This window comes from Sporosarcina sp. FSL K6-1522 (assembly GCF_038622445.1).
Classification (GTDB): domain Bacteria; phylum Bacillota; class Bacilli; order Bacillales_A; family Planococcaceae; genus Sporosarcina.
Window position 1 is genome coordinate 2,580,268 of record NZ_CP152019.1, and the last position, 19,459, is coordinate 2,599,726.

Sequence of the window (19,459 nt, forward strand, 5' to 3'; positions counted from 1 at the left end):
CGCTAAGAATCAGTCTGCGTTCGACGAACTGGTGTAGACGAGTAAATGTATAGACGTGAAAATTAAACCGATGACGCTTTATGCAGAAGGGGTGGCTTGTTAAATGGATGTGGTTCTTCTCGTACTGTTCTTTCTATATGGCACCGTCTTCGGCTCTTTTTTCAATGTTGTGGGCTTGCGTGTGCCGAAAAAAGAGTCCATCGTCTCGCTGCCGTCGCATTGCACAGCTTGCGACCGTAGGCTAAGTGCCATCGATCTTGTGCCGGTTTTTTCTTATGTATTCTTGAGGGGGCGTTGTCGAGGATGCGGCTCGGAAATCAGCCCAATTTATCCGTTTATGGAACTGATGACGGGCATGTTATTTGCGCTGAGCTTTTACATGCTTGGTTGGAATGCTGAACTGGTCGTTGCGCTATTGTTCGTGTCACTACTTGTTATCATTACAGTATCGGATATAGCTTACATGCTCATTCCTGACAAGGTGCTCTTGCCGTTTGCTGTCGTGCTGTTTGGCCTACGCTTGTTCCTGCCACTTGGCGCATGGTGGAGCAGCCTATTAGGGGCGATTGTTGGCTTTGGTGTCTTATACCTCATTGCGATCGTGTCGAAAGGTGGCATGGGTGGGGGAGACATTAAATTGTTTTTCGTTATTGGGCTCGTGCTTGGGACTGTGAGTACGCTGTTGACGTTATTTTTAGCGGCGTTCATTGGTACGATTACGGGGCTAATTGTCTTAAAGCGAAGGGGACAAGGGCGCAAGACGCCGATGCCATTTGGTCCTTCGATTGCGGTGGCAGCTGTCATTGCGTATTTCTGGGGAAGCGAATTTGTCGCTTGGTACGGCAATCTGTTTAGTTAGGTCGATAAATTTTCTAGGACAAGACGACAAGCGTCTTGTCCTTTTTCACATGCCGTTTGCTACAGTAAAGAAAAACGGGGTGGATGACAGTGAAATTTGGGAAACGCTATTCAAAAGTAACCGTCTTCATGGCGATGTTGCATGGGGTGTTAATTGGTATTGTAGCTGTAGCGTTAATTGGTTTACTGCTGTACTGGACGCGGGATAAAGAGCCTGAGGTGACGATGGACAAAGAAGTGCCGACGTCGGGGCCGGCGGTGGTGGAGACGCCTGTAGAAGGGGAGGAACAGCTATTGCAATTATATGCAAAGCAACACGGCGCATTTTCCTCTGCAGCTGCTGCGGCAGCGTTTATAGCGGAGGACACGTCTTTAGCGAAAGCAGCCATTATTCGAGTGGATCAGAATTACCTCGTCTGGTCGGCGGTCGGGCTAGCAGAGGGGGAAATTGAGGTGAGTGCATCAGAAGGCACGTTTCGCAAGGCATTTAAGGCTAATGCGGCATCCTGCTCGGCGATGGGGGCAGGCAAATTACAAGCGGTGTTGAGTGAAACCGATAGTGCCAAAATAAAATCTTTGGCAACTAGTGAAAAGGACGGTAAAAAGGAAGAGGGAGCGCAGGGGTTCGGTCAAAATATCAAGGCTATCACTGACTTTACCGATGATATGCGTACCATCCGCCTCCAGCTGATTTCCCATTATTCTTCTGTAGATGACTGTATTAAAATTACGTTTTAATGGCGAATTTGCCACCAAAATCTCATTATCGCACTTTCTACACAATTTCCTCATTTCGTGTCATCCTGTATGATAGAGCAAAGGAGGAATTTACATGAAATTTAACATTCAGAGATCAGTTGTTTTGGCGTCAGCGTCACCACGCAGGAAGGAATTATTAAGTTTGCTTGGCTTCCCATTTGAGATTGTGCCGAGCCATGTAGCAGAGGATATTGAACTAACGGGTGATGTCACGAAGTATGCAAGGGAGTTAGCTGCGAAAAAAACGTTAGTAGTTGCTGCACAACATAAAACATCGATTGTCATTGGCGCGGATACAATTGTCGTACTTGATGGGAAGATTTATCCGAAGCCTAATTCGAATCAACAAGCCAAACAATTTTTGCAGGAATTATCCGGGAAAACCCATTCTGTTATTACGGGTGTTGGTATTCACACTGATAGACATTTGGCAACATTTGCGGTGGAGACGAAAGTCACATTCCGCACATTGGACGAAGTGTTAATTGATGCCTATGTCGCTTCGGGCGACTCGATGGATAAGGCAGGTGCATATGGCATTCAAACGGCGGGAGCGTTACTCGTCGAGAAAATTGAAGGCGATTATCATGCGGTTGTTGGTTTGCCGATTGCAAAATTGGCGGAGCATCTACGAAAATTAGGTCTGATTTCGTTAAAGGAGGACGATCCATACGTTGCCTATTGACCTTCAACCAAAAATGATGATTAGGGACGTACATATTGCGGATAGACCACGTGAACGGCTAATTCGGCAAGGGGCAGGTAGCCTGTCGAATCAGGAGCTTATTGCGATTTTGTTGCGCACAGGCACAAAGTCAGAATCGGTGCTTGTGCTCGCCAATCGAATTTTATCTTCATTTGACAAAATACAAGATTTAAAGAATGTCACAATTGAAGAGTTGATGGCAGTGAAAGGCGTTGGACAGGCCAAAGCCGTTCAACTATTGGCGGCAGCTGAAATTGGCAAACGGCTCTATCAGAAACATTCAGAAGGTCGTTACACCATTCGTTCACCGGAAGATGCTGCAGCGTATTTGATGACGGATATGTCCTCTTTGAACCAAGAGCATCTTGTTGCCTTATTTCTGAACGTCAAGAACGAAGTGCTACACAAGCAGACAATCTTTATCGGTTCGCTAAATGCATCTATCGTCCACCCACGCGACATATTCCGCGAAGCTGTGAAGCGCTCAGCGGCGTCGATTATTATTTCTCATAATCATCCCTCCGGAAATCCGTCACCATCACCTGAAGACATTGCGGTTACGAAGCGATTAATAGAGGCGGGAGAGATTATGGGCATTGAAACAATCGACCATATTATCATCGGCGACCACCAGTTTGTCAGTCTTAAAGAGAAAGGATATATGTGACACTGTGAATTTCTCGCGCTATCCGTTATAATGTGTTGTAGGATTTCATGAAGGCCGTACTTATACGGTTAAGGAGAAAGGAAGAACACATTTGTTTGGATTAGGATCGAGAGATGTCGGGATTGACCTCGGCACAGCGAATACATTAGTTTTCATTAAAGGAAAAGGGATTGTGCTTAGAGAGCCATCGGTAGTAGCGAAAAATACGAATACAGGTGAAATTGTGGCGGTTGGTAGCGCTGCGAAAAATATGATTGGTCGTACACCGGGTTCGATTGTGGCAACGCGTCCAATGAAAGATGGCGTTATCGCAGACTATGAGATTACAACAGCGATGATTGAGCATTACATGAAAGAAGCGATGAAAGTATCGGGGAATTCATGGAAAAAGCCGAATGTCATGATTTGTGTTCCTTACGGCATTACATCCGTTGAGCAACGTGCAGTTACTGATGCTTCACGTCAAGCGGGTGCAAAAGATGCTTTTACAATTGAAGAACCATTTGCGGCTGCAATCGGAGCAAATTTACCAGTTTGGGAACCTACGGGCAGTATGGTCGTCGATATAGGTGGAGGTACAACAGAAGTAGCTGTTATTTCACTTGGCGGAATTGTGACAAGTGAGTCGATTCGTGTCGGTGGCGATACAATGGACAGCTCGATTATTAGTTATATTCGTAAAACGTACAATTTGACGATTGGTGAGCGTACAGCGGAAGCTGTTAAAATTGAAATCGGTTCTGCAATTCCAACTGGTAAAACAGAGAAGATGGAAATCCGTGGCCGTGACTTATTGACAGGTCTTCCAAAAACAATCGAAATTTCATCCGACGAAATTGCGGGAGCGTTGCGTGAATCAATTACGCAAATTCTTGACGGTGTTAAGAAAACACTTGAAACAACACCACCGGAACTATCATCTGACGTGATGGAACGTGGAATCGTCCTAACAGGCGGTGGCGCACTTCTTCGCAACTTAGACAAAACGCTTTCTGAGGAAACGAATATGCCTGTCTTTGTAGCAGAAGATCCATTGGACTGTGTGGCAATTGGGACAGGGAAAGCGCTTGATAATTTCGAGTTGATTAAAAAGATGCAAACAAGATAAACGAGGGAGGACATAGGCAATGCCGCGATTTTTTTCGAATAAACGTTTGATATTACTGTTGGTAGGTGTCATTTTCCTGGTAGCATTAATATCATTCTCCCTCAGGGATCGGCAACACGCCTCCCTCCCAGAACAGATTGTGAAAGACGTCGTCGGTTTCGGGCAGTCACTTTTCTCGAAGCCGGCGCACTACATAACGAACGTTATCGGGAATATTGATGGGATTTTGAATACATATGAAGAAAACAAGCAATTGAAAGCAAGATTGGATGAGTATGCTGCGAGTCAATCGGCACTCGTTGATGTTGAGAATGAAAATAAGCGTCTGCGAGAAATTATTGGCAAGGAAGATAATTTACGTGCATATGAACCGATTCAAGCAACTGTTATTTCAAGAAACCCTGATCAATGGGAAGAGAAAATTATCATTGATAAAGGGGAAGAGCATGGCATTGAGAAAAACATGGCTGTCATGACAGCAACTGGTTTAATCGGTAAAGTCATTCTTGTGACACCATTTACGTCAACGATTGAGTTATTATCAACAGAAAATCGTAATTTCCGAGTGGCAGCGGTTATTCCGGGAGAAACCGAAGTTTTTGGCCTAATAGAAGGATATGATTCAAAACGTGGCGAACTGATTATGAAACGCATTGATTCAAGCTTTGAGGTGGAGGTTGGTCAGCAAGTTATTTCATCTGGCTTAGGTGGTATATTCCCAAAAGGTTTGCCAATTGGGGAAGTGACAGAGGTGTCGACGGATGATTTCGGGTTGACGAAATTAACCTATATTCGCCCGGCCGCTGATTTTGTCATGTTGGATCATGTAATGGTCGCAAAACGACAAACTCGTCCGTTTACGGAAGGATCAGATGGCGACAATACGGCAGAAGGGGAGGATGGATCATGATCCGATTCGTCATCCCTTTTCTTGCCATTATCTTATTTTTTATGGAGCCGGTGTTTAGCTTATTCTCTCCATTGAATATTGGAGATACGTCTTACACCCTTGTGCCACGATTTGTGATCGTGTACCTTATTTTTATCGCTGTTTACTATAGTCGTCAGCGTGCAATCATTTATGGAATTATACTTGGACTCTTGTATGATATGTATCACATTGATATTATTGGTTTATACGCATTTCTTTATCCGTTGATATGCATAATCGCTTCGGTCATTATTCGTCAAATCCATCGCCATATTATGACGGTGATGTGTTTAGCGTTATTCCTAATTATGGTGCTCGAAGTACTCTCGTATCTCTTTGCGAGTCTGATTGCATTGACAACAATCGGGATGGAGGAATTCATGGTAACAAGGCTCATGCCGACACTTATTGCGAACTCTCTTTTCGTTGGTATGTTTGGCTGGTTTTTCAAAAATCTTATTTACAAACGTGTACTACAGCGACAAGGTGACGTTTTGTGATTGAGGGGAATTAAGCGGGGTGACGCAAATGACGAAACAGCAATATGTGACGATCAAAGGGACGAAAGCGGGCCTTGTCCTCCGACTTGACGACAAATGTGCCTATTCGGATATGATTGCCGAACTCCGTCTGAAGGTACAAGAAGACGGTTTGGAAGGGCTTGTAGAAGTACAAGTGCATACGGGCAATCGCTATTGCAATGAAGAAGAATTAAAGGAAATTATGCATATCATTCATGAATCGCCGAATCTACGTATATCGAAAATCCAAAGCGATGTCATTACGATGGAAGAATGTAGTCGAAAGTTACTGGAAAACCAATCCGAAACATTTATCGGTATCATTCGCTCAGGGCAAGTTGTACAAGCGGACGGCGATCTCGTTGTTATTGGTGATGTGAATCCGAATGGTCGTGTTGTAGCAGCGGGCAGTATTTACGTGCTTGGGCGACTAAAAGGGATTGCGCATGCTGGCGTGAATGGCAATCGAGAAGCTGTCATTGCAGCATCTTGGCTAGAAGCGACACATCTTATGATTGCTGATGAAATTGAAACGATGACGGACGAATTGACAATTTTGTCAGAACAGCCGGAAATGGAATGTGCTTATTTACATCCGAATGGTTTTATCGCCATTAATCGTTTGCAGGAACTTCGGATACTCCGACCGGGTCTATCATCATTTAAAGGAGGAAGCTGACGTGGGAGAAGCAATCGTAATAACATCTGGTAAAGGCGGTGTTGGCAAGACGACAACAACTGCAAACCTTGGAACGGCATTAGCGCTTCAGGGGAAGAAAGTATGTCTCGTAGACACCGATATCGGACTCCGCAACCTCGACGTTATACTCGGTCTTGAAAATCGTATCATTTATGATCTTGTCGATGTTATTGAAGGACGTTGCAAAGTGCAACAGGCCCTTGTGAAAGACAAGCGTTTCGAGGATGGGCTTTATTTGCTGCCAGCCGCTCAGACGACAGATAAAAATGCTGTTACACCTGAGCAAATGAAAGCGTTAATTACTGAGTTAAAGCGGGATTATGATTATGTCATCATCGACTGTCCTGCTGGTATTGAACAGGGGTACAAAAATGCAATTGCAGGTGCAGACCGGGCAATTGTTGTGACGACGCCTGAAATTTCGGCTGTCCGAGATGCGGATCGTATTATCGGTCTACTGGAGCAAGAAGATATCGAACCACCAAAGTTAATTATTAATCGCATTAAGCGTCAGTTAATGACGGAAGGCGATGCGCTTGATGTCAATGATATTACAACGCACTTATCGATTGATTTATTAGGCATTGTGCTCGATGATGAAAATGTCATTGTCTCTTCGAATAAAGGAGAGCCTGTCGTCATGGATCCATCGAATCCAGCTGCAATGGGTTATCGCAATATGGCTCGCCGCATTCTAGGTGAATCGGTTCCACTGATGTCATTGAATACAGGGAAGCCGGGCTTTTTTGAAAAGATTAAACTGATATTTTCAAAATAAAGAAAAGCGCAAGCGCCTGTTCAGAGGCGATAGGCGCTGGAGTCTGGACAATTAAGTACAGTTATCCCCAACACATTTTGTGGTGGGGATTTTTTTATCTTAGTTCAGCAAATATCTGCTGAACTAAGATAAAAGCCTTCGGTGGATGTCATTCCTTTCAAAATCCAGACGCAAACACGCCGAGGTGTAATTGATGCGTTGATATAACTAGTCCCGAAAATCATCTCGCCCATACTATTCTCGCCTTTGGCGACATATACTAAAAAAAACGGGTGGTGTTACGGGGTGAAATGGAGGACAAAGTGGTTATTGGCAATTGTCTTGGCGATTGGCGTTATCGGGGTAGCGAAGTTGGAGCAGGCCGGTGTAATCCAGCAGCCTATCACGCAGTATGTAACAACCGGTCAAGATTTTTTAGTCGTGAAGAAATGGGTCGCGTCGATGATTGAAGACCCCGAGGCTGAAACGATTGCGGTTATGGCAGACCCACATAAGGAAGAACCTTTTTCTGCTTACGAATCTATGCAACCTTACAAGAGTGGTGTCATCGTGTCGTACGCAAATCCATTGCCAATTGCGGCGCATGGTGATGGGCTTGTCATGTTTACGGGTTTTACACGTCAGTCAGGGAAAACGGTAACGGTTTTATATGATAATGGAGATGAAGTGACCTATGGCTTTGTGGGGACTTTTTCAAAACTGCCCTATACAACTGTGAAAAAAGGGGACACGCTCGCATTAATGGATGAGGACACCATCTTTTTAATGGTAAAACGAGATGGGGTTGCATTAGATGCATCACTATTGCCAACCTTTTTGTCAGGGGAAGCGCAATTAGAAGGGGAATGATGAAGTTTCGACTACATCCCATTTTGTTGCCTTTTTTTCTGTTTTTAATCGTAACAGGTGGCTGGTCGATGTATGCGCTTCTTTTCCTGTCGTTGCTTCTTCATGAAGTAGGTCACCTTATTGTGGCGTGGCTTATGCATATGCGTGTTCGCTCCTGTACGATTATGCCGTACGGTGGGGAGCTTGTCATCGTGAATCGCCATCTGGCATCTAAAAAAGCGCAGGTGCTCGTTGCACTTGGGGGGCCGGCGGCAACACTCCTTCTGTTAGTTGTGGCGGTCATCGTCCCGTTTCCTGGAGATGATGCCGTCATTCGCATTCAAGTAGCGTTATTATGTATTAATTTACTTCCGATTCTCCCGCTAGATGGTGGACAGGTACTTTGTCTATGGTTCGAATCAGAGGATGCTGTGCACCGTAGGCGTTCCTTTTTTTTAGGGTACTCTATTTTGTTTTTAGCAATGGCGATTTTCTTGTTAACAAGTTATTTACCGGCAACAATGCCGTATATACTACTTGCCATTTTTTTGCTGATACAAAACATCTCTGTGCTTCGCTATCAAAAATATGATAAGGCTTATAGAGAAATAATTATAAAACGGTTGACGTAATTAATTCTACGTGGTAATATTCAAATGTTATTGTTTGTAGCACCCGTGCTACTGCAACCGCACTGATAGGGTATAAGCATCCATATGGATCACCTTAGAAGGCGAGTCTGAGTCTAAAGAGGAGGTGCAAGTATGTACGCAATCATTGAAACTGGTGGTAAACAAATCAAAGTTGAACAAGGCCAGGAAATCTACATCGAAAAAGTAGCTGGTGAAGCTGACGAAATCGTCACTTTCGACAAAGTTCTATTCGTAGGTGGAGAAGACGTGAAAGTTGGTGCTCCATTCGTGGAAGGTGCTTCTGTAACTGGTAAAGTTGTTAAACAGGGCCGCGCTAAGAAAATCACGGTATTCAAGTACAAGCCTAAAAAGAACTACCGCAAAAAACAAGGTCATCGTCAGCCATACACGAAAATCGTCATTGACGGTATCAACCTGTAAGCCGGCATGATTAAGATCATCATCAATGAACAATCTTCAGGCCACATCCATTCATTTGAGATGAAAGGTCACGCTAATTTCGCAGAACATGGAAAAGACCTTGTCTGTGCAGGAGCATCCGCAGTATCCTTCGGGGCTGTCAATGCCATCATTGCGCTTACAGGAAAGACCCCTGACATCCATCAAGGAGCAGACGGTGGTTATTTGAAAGTCATTTTTCCGGAAGATGATGAAAAAGATTACGATATACAGTTAATCTTAAAAGCGATGATTGTCTCATTACAGACGATTGAACAAGACTATGGGCAACATATAAAACTCATCTTCAATAAGTAGGAGGTGGCATACATGCTACGTTTGGATCTCCAGTTTTTCGCATCGAAAAAAGGGGTAGGTTCTACTCGGAACGGTCGTGACTCTCACTCGAAACGTCTTGGCGCAAAACGCGCTGACGGACAATTCGTGTCAGGCGGCTCAATCCTTTATCGTCAGCGCGGAACGAAAATTCACCCAGGTGAAAACGTCGGTCGCGGTGGTGACGATACACTTTTCGCGAAAGTTGACGGCGTTGTACGTTTTGAACGTCTTGGCCGTAACAAAAAGAAAGTTAGCGTTTATCCTGAAGTTCAGGAAGCGTAACATACGACAGGAAGGACTGCATATGATGTGCAGTCCTTTTTCTTTTTATAAGATGAAAGTATACGTTTTTAAACTTTTTCTTTAACAAAGGTGCTTTTGTTTTTCTAGAACCTTTATTGACGAAGAAAGGTATGAAAATGTTATACTATAGTCATGAAATAGTGGCGGTGAATGAAAAATGGGAAATGAGAAGCTGACAGTAGCAGAAGCACTAAAATTTGCACGGCATGATTTTCTGAATGAACTTCAGCTAATCTTGCTCTATATGGATCTTGGGAAACATCCTGAAGCTAGAAAAACGATTATGAATGCGACGGAGTGTATGCGGCAAGTATCTGTATTAGAAAAGCTTGGTCTTCCCGCAGTACAAATCTGGCTGAGTACGTTTGACTGGACGTACAGTGTATTTCCAAAAACATTAACTTGCGATATTCAATCAGGCATTCGGGAAGTGGATGATGCCGAAGTTGTATCTTATTTACAACAAGTATTCAGCGAAGCGGAAAGAGCGGTTGACCCCGCGAGCGAATATGAAACGCAAATCGATGTTCATGCATTGCAAACAAGTTGGTCAATCCAGATTACAGTCAATGGTGTTATGCATAACAAATTACCGGCTCCAAAAGTGACAGGAGATTTTATGGTAGAAGAAACATTTGCGCATAATCAATGGACGTTCACAATTAGTGGACGATAGGAGGAAAATAGATGTTTGTCGATCACGTAAAGATTTTTGTAAAAGGTGGCGACGGCGGTGATGGGATGGTTGCCTTCCGTCGAGAAAAGTATATCGCATACGGCGGGCCAGCTGGCGGTGACGGTGGAAAAGGCGGCGACGTCGTTTTTATCGTTGATGAAGGGCTACGGACATTAATGGATTTCCGTTACCAACGTCATTTTAAGGCAACGCGTGGTGAGCATGGTGGTACGAAAAACATGCATGGTAAAGGTGCGCCGAATATGGTCGTAAAAGTTCCACCTGGCACGGTTGTCACGGACGTAGCGGATGGTACGATTATCGCAGACCTTGTTGAGCATGGTCAAACTGCTGTCATTGCCAAGGGTGGTCGTGGTGGACGTGGGAATAGTCGTTTTGCAACGCCGCAAAACCCAGCACCAGAACTGTCGGAAAAAGGCGAGCCGGGTGTAGATCGGGAAATTAACTTGGAGTTAAAGGTACTAGCAGATGCAGGTCTTGTTGGATTCCCTAGTGTAGGGAAATCGACGCTGTTATCCGTTGTTTCTTCAGCAAAACCGAAGATTGCGGATTATCATTTTACAACGCTTGTTCCGAATCTAGGGATGGTCGAGACAGAGGATCATCGTGGTTTTGCGCTTGCAGATCTCCCAGGTTTGATTGAGGGAGCGCATGCGGGGATTGGATTAGGGCATCAGTTCTTACGTCATATCGAGCGTACGCGTGTCATCATTCATGTCATTGATATGTCAGGACTTGAAGGGCGCGATCCGTTTGAAGATTATGAGACGATTAACGAAGAATTGGAACAATACAATATGCGTCTGATGGAACGTCCACAAGTAATCGTTGCCAATAAAATGGACATGCCTGATGCAGAAGAAAATCTCAAAGCATTTAAAAAGAAAGTGGGCGACGATGTTCGCATCTTCCCGATTTCTGCGATTACACGAAAAGGTCTTGATGATTTACTGTTCGCAGTTGCGGATCTGCTTGAAACGACACCAGAATTTCCAATGTATGATATCAAGGATGAGGACGAGAATTCTGTACTTTACAAACATGAATCGGAAGTGGACTTTGAAATTACGCGGGATGATGATGGCGCATTTGTCTTGTCGGGTTACACGATTGAGCGTCTGTTTAAAATGACGGACTTCAACTTTGACCAATCTGTGCGGAAGTTTGCAAGACAACTACGTGGTATGGGTGTTGATGATGAACTTCGAAAACGTGGTGCCGAAGATGGAGATACGGTACGTATTCTTGAATTCGAATTTGAATTCCTAGAATAAGTAGGTATGCTTAAAAAGGGTAATTAGTAATGCTGTGTTCGTGGAAAGGGGGAAATTTGATGAAGCAATTAGGGGAAGGGCAGTTTTATCTTGTTCGGGAAGATGTGTTGACCGAATCGATGCAAAAAATGTTAGAAGCGAAAAGGCTGTTGACTAGCGGAGAAGAATCCACAATTCAGGATGCTACGAAAAGAGTGGGGTTGTCGCGGAGTGCATTTTATAAATACCGCGACACCGTTTTTCCATTTGAGTCGATTGCACGAGAGCGTATTTTGACGATTTTCATCCAACTGGAGGATCGAAAAGGATCACTTGCGACATTGTTACAAATCATATCTGAGTCAAAATGCAATGTCCTGACAATTCACCAAACGATACCTGTCCAAGCTCGTGCGAATATTACGCTCTCGCTCGATGTGACAGAAATGCACATCAAACTAGAAGAGTTTTTACAACGGCTAAAAGCGCCTGACTTTGTCGACTCGGTCAATTTAATCAGTTCGGGTGCACTTTGAAGGGGGAACTATTGTATGACAGATGAAAAATTTACGCCATCGGTCGCTTATTTAGGACCTGAAGCGTCATTCACGCATATTGCAGCAAGTACTCTTTTTGGGACGGCGGGATTAGTTCCCTATCAAACGATACCCGATTGTATTGAGGCGGTCACGGCGGGGCATGTTGCTTACGCAATTGTACCGCTGGAGAATGCTTTGGAAGGCTCTGTACCGATGACGGTAGACTATTTATTCCACGGTAGTGAATTGTTTATCAATGCAGAAATTTCCACGCCGATTGAACAGCATTTGATGGTGAATCAACAGCAGGCTCAATTTGTCGATGACATTGAGTCTGTGCATTCGCATCCACATGCACTTGCACAATGCCATAAGTATTTGCAATACCGTTTTCGTCGCATTCCGTTGCATCAGACGACATCGACAGCAGCGGCAGCCAAATATGTTTCTGAAAATCCGGATGTTAAAATCGCGGCGATTGGCAACAGGTTGGCGGCTGAAAAGTACGGATTACATATCGCTGAAGAGAATATTCATGACTTTCATTTCAATCATACGCGATTCGTTGTCTTGTCATTGCGGAAAGAAGTGTTACCGACTACGAGCGATGCGGGTAAACTGAAAACGACTTTAATGGTGAAACTGCCAAAGGATGATCGCCCGGGGGTGCTTCATCAAGTGCTGTCTGTTTTCTCTTGGCGCAGACTCAATTTGAGCAAAATTGAATCAAGACCATTAAAAACAGGTCTTGGCAATTATTTTTTCATTGTCGATGTGCTGGAGGATGAAGGGCATCCGATGATGGTAGGTGCGATGGAAGAACTTGCTGCTCTCGGTTGTTCTGTCCGCTCCTTTGGTTCTTATTATACGTATGAAGAAATGCCGTCACGCTATGTTAAATGAGCGTGGCGTTTTTTCTTTGTGAGAATGAGCGAGGTTGTTGAAGTGTGCAAATCTTATTGCGAAGCACGCAAAGTTACTCGAATCTTTATGCATAACGCACGGTGCTGCAAATTTAATTTCTTGATCTGAATAAACTACCTTCTTCTGTAATATACATGGCAAGAGAGGACGTCCTTTTTGAAATGAGGAGCACACAGGCGGGCGTCCGTTCATACGATGAACTGATGGAAGGGGGAATTTTTTAGTGGAAGTCCACATTGTTGTAAAAGGGGATACGCTGTGGAAGATTGCGCGGCAATATGGCATCCCGTTCGAAGAATTGAAGCGGGTGAATGCGCATCTTGCCAATCCTGATTATATTGTGCCGGGGATGAAAATATTTTTGCCGAAAAAGACACACGGGGGAGAGCATAAAGGTTCGAAAGGGGAACATATAAAGCATCCTGAGAAGGGGAAGGTACCTGTGAAACCAACTCCGCCTTCACATGAGAAAGTACCTCCACAACCAGCACCACAAACGAAACCGAAGCCAAAGCCGCAGCCACACCCGGCGCCGCAGCCTGCTCCGAAGCCGACGCCGAAACCACACCCAGCGCCACAGCCGAAACCAACGCCGAAGCCACACCCAACACCTGTGCCAATACCAGTTCCGCCGCCGTCACCACCAGCACAGCCCGCTCCGATGCCACCGGCGCAGACGTTTCCAACAATGCCATACGTTCAACCAATCTTTGGCATTCCATGTGGTTGGATGCCGATTTATGATGCCGACTGTCATCCATTTGTGCATTCCGGACAAATACAGGCGATGCCACAAGCACCTGAACAGCAACGTCCACCTGCTCCGATGCCACCACCAGCACCTTCGAAGCCTTTAGAGCAACGCCCAGTGCAGATGCCTATGTTTGAAGAAGAATGTGAAGAATCACCGATTTTCCATAGCCAAGGACCGCCGACGATGCAATTACCAAGTCAAATGCCGAGTGGTTGGGAATTACTTGAATCTCCTGACCTTCTGTGTGATGAAGAATCGCCAGAATTTGATATGTCGCTGTCTGCTCCATGTCCACCAGGCCCTGGTTATGTACCACAACCTGTCTCACCGATGTGGGGGGCTATGCCTGGGCAGCACGCGTTGCCGCAGTCCTTTATTCAACAGGGGTGTGGCTGCGGAGGACATCATGCCATGATGATACCGATGTATTATGGGCAGCCGTGTTCATGTAATTCGGGAATGATGCCTTATCCGATGATGCCAATGCCGATGCCGTATCAAGGCTCTACTATGTACGGAGCGTACTGATTGGCCTATGGTGCCGGGGGGGAATCTTGAAAAAATTAAAGACAATGTTTGGAAAAGGGAGCAGGATGGTAAGCGTTTTTCCGTAAAACGTTATCAATCCATGTCTACCATAGTGAAAGTGCGTGAAGTGCATGACTTGCTAAAAGGAGCGTCCTTTTCGAATATTGTCCCAGTTGTAGCTGACGATAATCCATTGCTGTTCGTCCAGCCGTGGCTAGATGGGGCGAGGGCAGCTAATTTTAAAAAGCGAGTAGATCGGACGGACTCGCTTGCGGTACTCCATGCGCTTCATGAAACAGCCGAACAAATCGACTGGCACGCCTCTCCTTATTTGCATCCGTACCCGCTTATTGCGAAATGGGAAAATCGGATTGTTCGTTTCCGTGAAATTCGCGGAATGTGCGAGGCGTATATCGGAAAAGGCCGTGTCGATGAAATTTTGTTTTTTGCACGTAATGCATTGGCGCTTGTCAAAAAAAATTATCGGACCGATAAAGATTGCACACTGCTTCATGGCGATGTTGTCCATCATAATATGTTGCGTGACGAAGGTGGCATTATTCGTTTGATAGATTTTGACCTCGCTTGTGTAGGTCCAGCTGGTACTGAAATCGCACTATGGATGCATCGGGTGTTGCCACAAATCGGGTATGATGTTGAGTTTCTTTTTGATGAACAGCCTTCGTTGCAAAAGCTGGATCGTACTTCAAAGACACTGCTTCTTTACCCAAATGAATTGCTCCGGGAATGGCTCTATTTGTTTACGCTGTCTCCCGCTTCTAGGGAGAGGCATGCGAAACAACTAATCCCCTTTACAGAATCCGCACTCTCACATTGGCCGAAATTATGGTATGATGTAGAGCGGATAAACATATAGGGGGTAGTCAGTATGGCAGGCCATTCCAAGTGGAAGAATATACAAAACCGTAAAGGTGCTCAAGATGCGAAACGCGGGAAGATTTTTCAGAAGATGTCTAAAGAAATCTACGTTGCTGCAAAATCAGGCGGCCCTGACGTTGAATCGAATGCCGCACTTCGTCTTGCAATTGAAAAGTCGAAGAGTGTCAACGTTCCGAATGATGTCATTAAACGTGCAATCGATAAGGCGACAGGTACAGGGGCAGACGAAAACTATGAAGAAGTCATTTATGAAGGTTATGGCCCGGGTGGTGTCGCTGTACTCGTGTATTGTTTGACAGAAAATCGAAATCGAACAGCCCCGAATGTACGTGTCGCGTTTAATAAAAACGGCGGCAGTCTTGGAGAAAGTGGTTCGGTTGGATACATGTTCGACCGCAAAGGGCGTCTTTTCATCGAAAGGACAGAGAGCACGGACGAAGACATTGTGATGATGGCAGCACTTGAAGCAGGTGCAGATGACATTGAGTCTACAGAAGAAGGATTTGAAATTGTGACACAGCCGTCTGATTTTCTAGCAGTGAAAGAATCGCTTGAAGCAGAAGGTGTGGAATTCATTTCAGCGGAAATTGAGATGATTCCATCCATGTACACGGAGCTATCTGCGGAGCAGGAAGAGCAGTTTGAAAAAATGCTCGAAGCGCTTGAAGATGACGATGACGTGCAAGATATTTATCATAATGCGGCAGAGTAAGTGTAAGGTATCTAGTATCCATCCATTGAGAGAATAATAATCTCCCAGTGAATGGATACTTGTTTTTATCTTTATTCAGCGGGTGTTCAAACGCCCGCTGAATAAAGATAAAGCCTCCAGCGGTTGTCACAGATTTTGAAAGGAAGCTTAAGAAGGCAATCTAAATTCGCCACGTCCTAAAAAAGGTGCCTTAATTTCTGCAAAGAACGCAAAAATACGGCAAATCGAACCCTTCGCTGTTCGATTGACAACGGTTGCATGACCTACATCCTGTAGGACTCAAGCTTGATTCAAAATCTGGACGCAATTACGCCGAGGCGTAATTGATAGAGAAGATAGTTTTAAAATAGACGAGTAAAGAAAGCGATTCATACGTGTTTATAAAACCCATAGCGATCTGTCATGGATTCGCACGGAAGGAAGTTTCACTTGATTGAAACATTATTATTAAATGTATTGTTTTTGCTTTTCCCTGTACTAATAGCCGTTATTTTCTTTGAAAATCGATTAACAAATATTGATAAATATATATTAATTACCTTGGCATCTATTGCACTCATTTTTTGTATGGCTTTCCCATTTGCATTGGAAATAGGGTTTATATTTGATTTGCGGTATATCCCATTTGTGATTGTGGCGCTTTATGGTGGATATAAAATGGTTTTCCCTCTGTACATCGTGTTAAATGGTTATCGGATGTTGATTGGAGGGGAGGGAATCTATCAATCCCTTCTTTTCTCGACAATTATTTTTATAGTTGTTCCGCTATTGAGTAAAAAGTTTATGCAGCAAGACGCAAAGGGGAGAGTCGTCTATGCGATGGCTGTTACTTTTTCGACGATGGCCTTTTATTTTTTCGTTTTGAGCTTTAATTATGAACAATTAATGAGTGATTTTTGGGGACTCATGACCTATGCTCTTGTCATTCATATGATTGTCGTTGCGCTCATTATGTCTTTAATTGAGAAAGTGATTTCTAATGTCAAAACGCGTGAAATGTATTTGCGCGCTGAAAGATTAAAAGATATTAGTGATCTTACCGCGAGCATTGCGCATGAAATCCGCAATCCACTAACGGTTACGAACGGCTTTCTGCAGCTACTAAGCGGTTCAAAGACGATTACGCCTGAGGAAAAGCAGTATTTGACCTTTTCCTTGAAAGAACTTGGACGAGCAGAACAGATTGTCAGTGACTTTCTTGCGTTTTCAAAACCGCAGTCGGCAAACATGGTATATGCGAATTTAAAAGATGAAATTGAGTACGTAGAAAATATTTTAAGCCCTTATGCAAAGCTGAATAAAGTAATGATTCAAGTTCGTTTTTCCAATAAATCAAAGCTCCATTATGATAAAAATCAAATGACTCAGTGTTTTATCAATCTTTTTAAAAATGGTATTGAAGCCATGAGAGAGCATGGTGGAACGTTGCTGATTGATGTGTCAGAGCAAAAGAAGGAGATTGTCATTCGAATTCAGGATAATGGCCAGGGGATGACTTACGAAGAAGTTAGACAACTTGGGAAACCGTATTACTCCACTAAAAAAGAGGGAACCGGTTTGGGCATGCTGATGGTATATAGCACAATTCGCAATGTTAAAGGGAAAATGACGGTGGACAGCGAACTAGGTAAAGGAACGACTTTTCTAATTTCGATCCCAACAGAAAGAAAACACCGACAAAATTGATAAATGGTGAGTGACTTGTTATGATAGCTATATAGAATGCTTACATAATCGCACAAGTGAATAACCGATGGCCGCCGACAAAGCGGTCATCTTTTCTTTTGTGTTTCTACGAGGTGGAAAGTGTGTTCGTATGGTATAATCAGTTCTGACCATATAGGGGGAAGATAAGATGTACGATTATATAAAAGGGCATGTCACGCGTGTGACGCCAGAATACATAACGCTTGAACAAGGCGGGGTTGGTTGGCTCATTATGACGCCAAATCCGTATGCCTTTCATAAGACGGATGACGTGCAGCAAGTATTCACCTATTTGCATGTGCGTGAAGATATTCAGTTGTTACTCGGTTTTAAGACATTAGAGCAACGTGAGCTGTTTAAAAAGCTCATTACGGTTTCGGGCATCGGTCCGAAAGGCGCTTTGGCGATTTTAGCGAGTGGCATTCCTTCCCAAGTGATTGGAGCAATCGAACGTGAGGACGAGACGTTTCTTGTCCAATTTCCGGGCGTTGGTAAAAAGACGGCACGGCAGATGATTTTGGATTTGAAAGGTAAGCTACATGATCTCTTTAGTGAAATTGATGTGGAAGACGAAGATGTCACATTGTTGACGATGGCGGAGAATGGCGCATTGGATGAAGCCATTTTAGCATTGGAAGCGCTTGGCTATTCACAGCGTGAATTGACGAAAGTGAAACCGAAGTTGGAAAAAGAAGAGCATGATACAGAAGGTTATATGAAATTGGCTTTGCGTTTATTATTAAAGCAACAATGAGTCGGCAACTACTACTAGAAAGGGGGGTGGACAATGGAGGAACGAGTCATATCAGGAGAAGTATCGAATTTTGATGAGCGTTTTGAGCAGTCGTTGAGACCTCAGTTTCTGAGCCAGTATATCGGGCAGGAAAAAGTAAAGGATAACCTAGGGGTTTTCATCGAAGCGGCGAAGGGACGCAGTGAAAGTTTGGATCATGTCTTACTGTATGGGCCTCCGGGTCTTGGTAAGACGACGCTCGCAACGGTTATAGCCAATGAAATGGATGTTAACGTCCGGATGACGAGCGGTCCAGCAATCGAGCGGCCAGGAGATCTTGCCGCGGTTGTTTCTTCGTTGGAGCCAGGCGATGTGTTATTTATTGACGAAATCCACAGACTCAATCGGGCAATTGAAGAAGTGTTGTATCCGGCGATGGAAGATTTTTGTTTGGACATTGTCGTCGGTAAAGGACCAGCAGCAAGGTCAATTCGTCTTGATTTACCGCCATTTACGCTCATCGGGGCAACAACTCGTGCAGGTGCTTTATCAGCCCCTCTGCGCGATCGATTTGGTGTGCCGCTGCGCTTAGAATATTATGAGGTTGGGCCGTTAAAAGAAATCGTTGTCCGCAGTGCTGGGCTGTTTGATGTGACGATTGATGAGCAGGCGGCTTTCGAAATCGCGCGTCGATCTCGTGGGACTCCACGTATTGCTAATCGATTGTTACGTCGCGTGCGTGATTTTGCGCAAGTAAGAGGCAATGGTAGTGTAACGTTGGAAATTGCACAAGAAGCACTGGAAATGCTACAAGTCGATTCACATGGGCTGGATCATATCGATCATAAGTTGCTGACCGGCATGATTGAGCGCTTTCAAGGTGGCCCTGTTGGAATCGATACGATTTCGGCTAGTATTGGTGAGGAATCAGTAACCATTGAAGATGTCTATGAACCGTATTTACTGCAAATCGGTTTCATTCAACGGACACCGCGTGGGCGGGTTGCGACGCATTTGGCGTATGACCATTTTGGCTATGCAGTTCCAGAACAAAATAACTAGTAATGCTAACAACTTCGGTGGATACCGAGGCTTATTTAATCATAAAAGGGAGTCAACGAGA

General features: G+C 44.4%; 24 protein-coding genes and 1 other annotated feature. All 24 genes read left to right on the top strand.

Annotated features, from left to right (window positions below; all coding sequences use genetic code 11):
* Positions 1-103 precede the first annotated feature (103 nt).
* The 24 genes from MKY34_RS12630 (at position 104) to ruvB (ending at position 19,398) form a co-directional block, all read left to right on the top strand.
* Positions 104-859, top strand: a complete 756-nt coding sequence (locus tag MKY34_RS12630) for a prepilin peptidase (RefSeq protein WP_342511087.1) — start codon at positions 104-106, stop codon at positions 857-859.
* An 89-nt stretch (positions 860-948) separates the two neighbouring features.
* On the top strand, positions 949-1,596 hold the full coding sequence (locus tag MKY34_RS12635; RefSeq protein ID WP_342511089.1) for a hypothetical protein: 648 nt from the start codon (positions 949-951) through the stop codon (positions 1,594-1,596).
* Between the two features lie 94 nt (positions 1,597-1,690).
* Entirely contained in the window at positions 1,691-2,302 is a 612-nt protein-coding gene (locus MKY34_RS12640) for a Maf family protein (RefSeq protein WP_342511091.1), read from the top strand.
* A gap of 16 nt (positions 2,303-2,318) precedes the next feature.
* Positions 2,319-2,990 carry a DNA repair protein RadC gene (gene radC / locus MKY34_RS12645; RefSeq protein WP_342515257.1) on the top strand — a complete coding sequence of 224 codons (672 nt, stop codon included), beginning with the start codon at positions 2,319-2,321 and terminating at the stop codon, positions 2,988-2,990.
* 91 nt (positions 2,991-3,081) lie between these two features.
* The gene (locus MKY34_RS12650) at positions 3,082-4,098 is read left to right on the top strand and encodes a rod shape-determining protein (RefSeq protein WP_342511094.1); all 1,017 of its coding nucleotides are present in this window, start codon (positions 3,082-3,084) and stop codon (positions 4,096-4,098) included.
* Between the two features lie 19 nt (positions 4,099-4,117).
* Positions 4,118-5,008, top strand: coding sequence for a rod shape-determining protein MreC (mreC, locus tag MKY34_RS12655; protein ID WP_342511095.1), 891 nt, complete (start codon positions 4,118-4,120; stop codon positions 5,006-5,008).
* A complete protein-coding gene (gene mreD, locus MKY34_RS12660; RefSeq protein WP_342511097.1) occupies positions 5,005-5,529 on the top strand; it encodes a rod shape-determining protein MreD in 525 nt (174 codons plus the stop codon). Before mreC ends, mreD begins: the two co-directional genes overlap by 4 nt.
* 28 nt (positions 5,530-5,557) lie before the next feature.
* Positions 5,558-6,229, top strand: a complete 672-nt coding sequence (minC, locus tag MKY34_RS12665) for a septum site-determining protein MinC (RefSeq protein WP_342511099.1) — start codon at positions 5,558-5,560, stop codon at positions 6,227-6,229.
* 1 nt (position 6,230) lies between these two features.
* The gene (minD, locus tag MKY34_RS12670; RefSeq protein ID WP_342511101.1) at positions 6,231-7,028 is read left to right on the top strand and encodes a septum site-determining protein MinD; all 798 of its coding nucleotides are present in this window, start codon (positions 6,231-6,233) and stop codon (positions 7,026-7,028) included.
* Between the two features lie 285 nt (positions 7,029-7,313).
* The gene (locus tag MKY34_RS12675; protein WP_342511103.1) at positions 7,314-7,877 is read left to right on the top strand and encodes a M23 family metallopeptidase; all 564 of its coding nucleotides are present in this window, start codon (positions 7,314-7,316) and stop codon (positions 7,875-7,877) included.
* Positions 7,877-8,488 carry a site-2 protease family protein gene (locus MKY34_RS12680; RefSeq protein ID WP_342511105.1) on the top strand — a complete coding sequence of 204 codons (612 nt, stop codon included), beginning with the start codon at positions 7,877-7,879 and terminating at the stop codon, positions 8,486-8,488. The genes MKY34_RS12675 and MKY34_RS12680 overlap by 1 nt, the downstream gene beginning before the upstream one ends.
* Positions 8,489-8,533: 45 nt before the next feature.
* Positions 8,534-8,607 (top strand) — a sequence feature (ribosomal protein L21 leader region).
* Positions 8,608-8,620: 13 nt separating this feature from the next.
* Positions 8,621-8,929: a 50S ribosomal protein L21 gene (rplU, locus tag MKY34_RS12685; RefSeq protein WP_342511107.1), complete on the top strand. Its 309-nt coding sequence runs from the start codon at positions 8,621-8,623 to the stop codon at positions 8,927-8,929.
* A gap of 6 nt (positions 8,930-8,935) precedes the next feature.
* Entirely contained in the window at positions 8,936-9,265 is a 330-nt protein-coding gene (locus MKY34_RS12690; RefSeq protein ID WP_342511109.1) for a ribosomal-processing cysteine protease Prp, read from the top strand.
* Between the two features lie 12 nt (positions 9,266-9,277).
* Positions 9,278-9,568 (top strand): 50S ribosomal protein L27, encoded by a 291-nt coding sequence (rpmA, locus tag MKY34_RS12695; RefSeq protein WP_342511111.1) that lies wholly within the window; start codon positions 9,278-9,280, stop codon positions 9,566-9,568.
* A gap of 178 nt (positions 9,569-9,746) precedes the next feature.
* Positions 9,747-10,265, top strand: a complete 519-nt coding sequence (locus tag MKY34_RS12700) for a Spo0B domain-containing protein (RefSeq protein ID WP_342511113.1) — start codon at positions 9,747-9,749, stop codon at positions 10,263-10,265.
* 11 nt (positions 10,266-10,276) lie between these two features.
* The gene (gene obgE / locus MKY34_RS12705; protein ID WP_342511116.1) at positions 10,277-11,560 is read left to right on the top strand and encodes a GTPase ObgE; all 1,284 of its coding nucleotides are present in this window, start codon (positions 10,277-10,279) and stop codon (positions 11,558-11,560) included.
* Positions 11,561-11,619: 59 nt separating this feature from the next.
* Positions 11,620-12,075, top strand: a complete 456-nt coding sequence (locus MKY34_RS12710; RefSeq protein WP_342511118.1) for an ACT domain-containing protein — start codon at positions 11,620-11,622, stop codon at positions 12,073-12,075.
* Positions 12,076-12,090: 15 nt separating this feature from the next.
* Entirely contained in the window at positions 12,091-12,981 is an 891-nt protein-coding gene (gene pheA, locus MKY34_RS12715) for a prephenate dehydratase (protein ID WP_342511120.1), read from the top strand.
* Positions 12,982-13,225: 244 nt separating this feature from the next.
* Complete coding sequence (locus MKY34_RS12720; RefSeq protein ID WP_342511122.1) at positions 13,226-14,284, top strand: LysM peptidoglycan-binding domain-containing protein; 1,059 nt, start codon at positions 13,226-13,228, stop codon at positions 14,282-14,284.
* Between the two features lie 10 nt (positions 14,285-14,294).
* Positions 14,295-15,161 (top strand): phosphotransferase, encoded by an 867-nt coding sequence (locus MKY34_RS12725; protein ID WP_342511125.1) that lies wholly within the window; start codon positions 14,295-14,297, stop codon positions 15,159-15,161.
* 12 nt (positions 15,162-15,173) lie between these two features.
* Positions 15,174-15,896 carry a YebC/PmpR family DNA-binding transcriptional regulator gene (locus tag MKY34_RS12730; RefSeq protein WP_342511127.1) on the top strand — a complete coding sequence of 241 codons (723 nt, stop codon included), beginning with the start codon at positions 15,174-15,176 and terminating at the stop codon, positions 15,894-15,896.
* A 429-nt stretch (positions 15,897-16,325) separates the two neighbouring features.
* A complete protein-coding gene (locus tag MKY34_RS12735) occupies positions 16,326-17,582 on the top strand; it encodes a HAMP domain-containing sensor histidine kinase (RefSeq protein ID WP_342511129.1) in 1,257 nt (418 codons plus the stop codon).
* 169 nt (positions 17,583-17,751) lie between these two features.
* Positions 17,752-18,357, top strand: coding sequence for a Holliday junction branch migration protein RuvA (gene ruvA / locus MKY34_RS12740; protein WP_342511131.1), 606 nt, complete (start codon positions 17,752-17,754; stop codon positions 18,355-18,357).
* A 33-nt stretch (positions 18,358-18,390) separates the two neighbouring features.
* Positions 18,391-19,398, top strand: coding sequence for a Holliday junction branch migration DNA helicase RuvB (gene ruvB / locus MKY34_RS12745; protein ID WP_342511134.1), 1,008 nt, complete (start codon positions 18,391-18,393; stop codon positions 19,396-19,398).
* Positions 19,399-19,459 lie beyond the last annotated feature (61 nt).

Bases quoted from the DNA above. Each gene is read 5' to 3' on its own strand.
- pheA (WP_342511120.1), top strand. From the start codon at position 12,091: ATGACAGATGAAAAATTTACGCCATCGGTCGCTTATTTAGGACCTGAA.
- mreC (WP_342511095.1), top strand. From the start codon at position 4,118: ATGCCGCGATTTTTTTCGAATAAACGTTTGATATTACTGTTGGTAGGT.
- MKY34_RS12730 (WP_342511127.1), top strand. From the start codon at position 15,174: ATGGCAGGCCATTCCAAGTGGAAGAATATACAAAACCGTAAAGGTGCT.
- radC (WP_342515257.1), top strand. From the start codon at position 2,319: ATGATTAGGGACGTACATATTGCGGATAGACCACGTGAACGGCTAATT.
- MKY34_RS12680 (WP_342511105.1), top strand. From the start codon at position 7,877: ATGAAGTTTCGACTACATCCCATTTTGTTGCCTTTTTTTCTGTTTTTA.
- mreD (WP_342511097.1), top strand. From the start codon at position 5,005: ATGATCCGATTCGTCATCCCTTTTCTTGCCATTATCTTATTTTTTATG.
- rpmA (WP_342511111.1), top strand. From the start codon at position 9,278: ATGCTACGTTTGGATCTCCAGTTTTTCGCATCGAAAAAAGGGGTAGGT.
- obgE (WP_342511116.1), top strand. From the start codon at position 10,277: ATGTTTGTCGATCACGTAAAGATTTTTGTAAAAGGTGGCGACGGCGGT.
- MKY34_RS12710 (WP_342511118.1), top strand. From the start codon at position 11,620: ATGAAGCAATTAGGGGAAGGGCAGTTTTATCTTGTTCGGGAAGATGTG.
- MKY34_RS12700 (WP_342511113.1), top strand. From the start codon at position 9,747: ATGGGAAATGAGAAGCTGACAGTAGCAGAAGCACTAAAATTTGCACGG.
- rplU (WP_342511107.1), top strand. From the start codon at position 8,621: ATGTACGCAATCATTGAAACTGGTGGTAAACAAATCAAAGTTGAACAA.
- MKY34_RS12640 (WP_342511091.1), top strand. From the start codon at position 1,691: ATGAAATTTAACATTCAGAGATCAGTTGTTTTGGCGTCAGCGTCACCA.
- ruvA (WP_342511131.1), top strand. From the start codon at position 17,752: ATGTACGATTATATAAAAGGGCATGTCACGCGTGTGACGCCAGAATAC.
- minC (WP_342511099.1), top strand. From the start codon at position 5,558: ATGACGAAACAGCAATATGTGACGATCAAAGGGACGAAAGCGGGCCTT.
- MKY34_RS12630 (WP_342511087.1), top strand. From the start codon at position 104: ATGGATGTGGTTCTTCTCGTACTGTTCTTTCTATATGGCACCGTCTTC.
- ruvB (WP_342511134.1), top strand. From the start codon at position 18,391: ATGGAGGAACGAGTCATATCAGGAGAAGTATCGAATTTTGATGAGCGT.
- MKY34_RS12690 (WP_342511109.1), top strand. From the start codon at position 8,936: ATGATTAAGATCATCATCAATGAACAATCTTCAGGCCACATCCATTCA.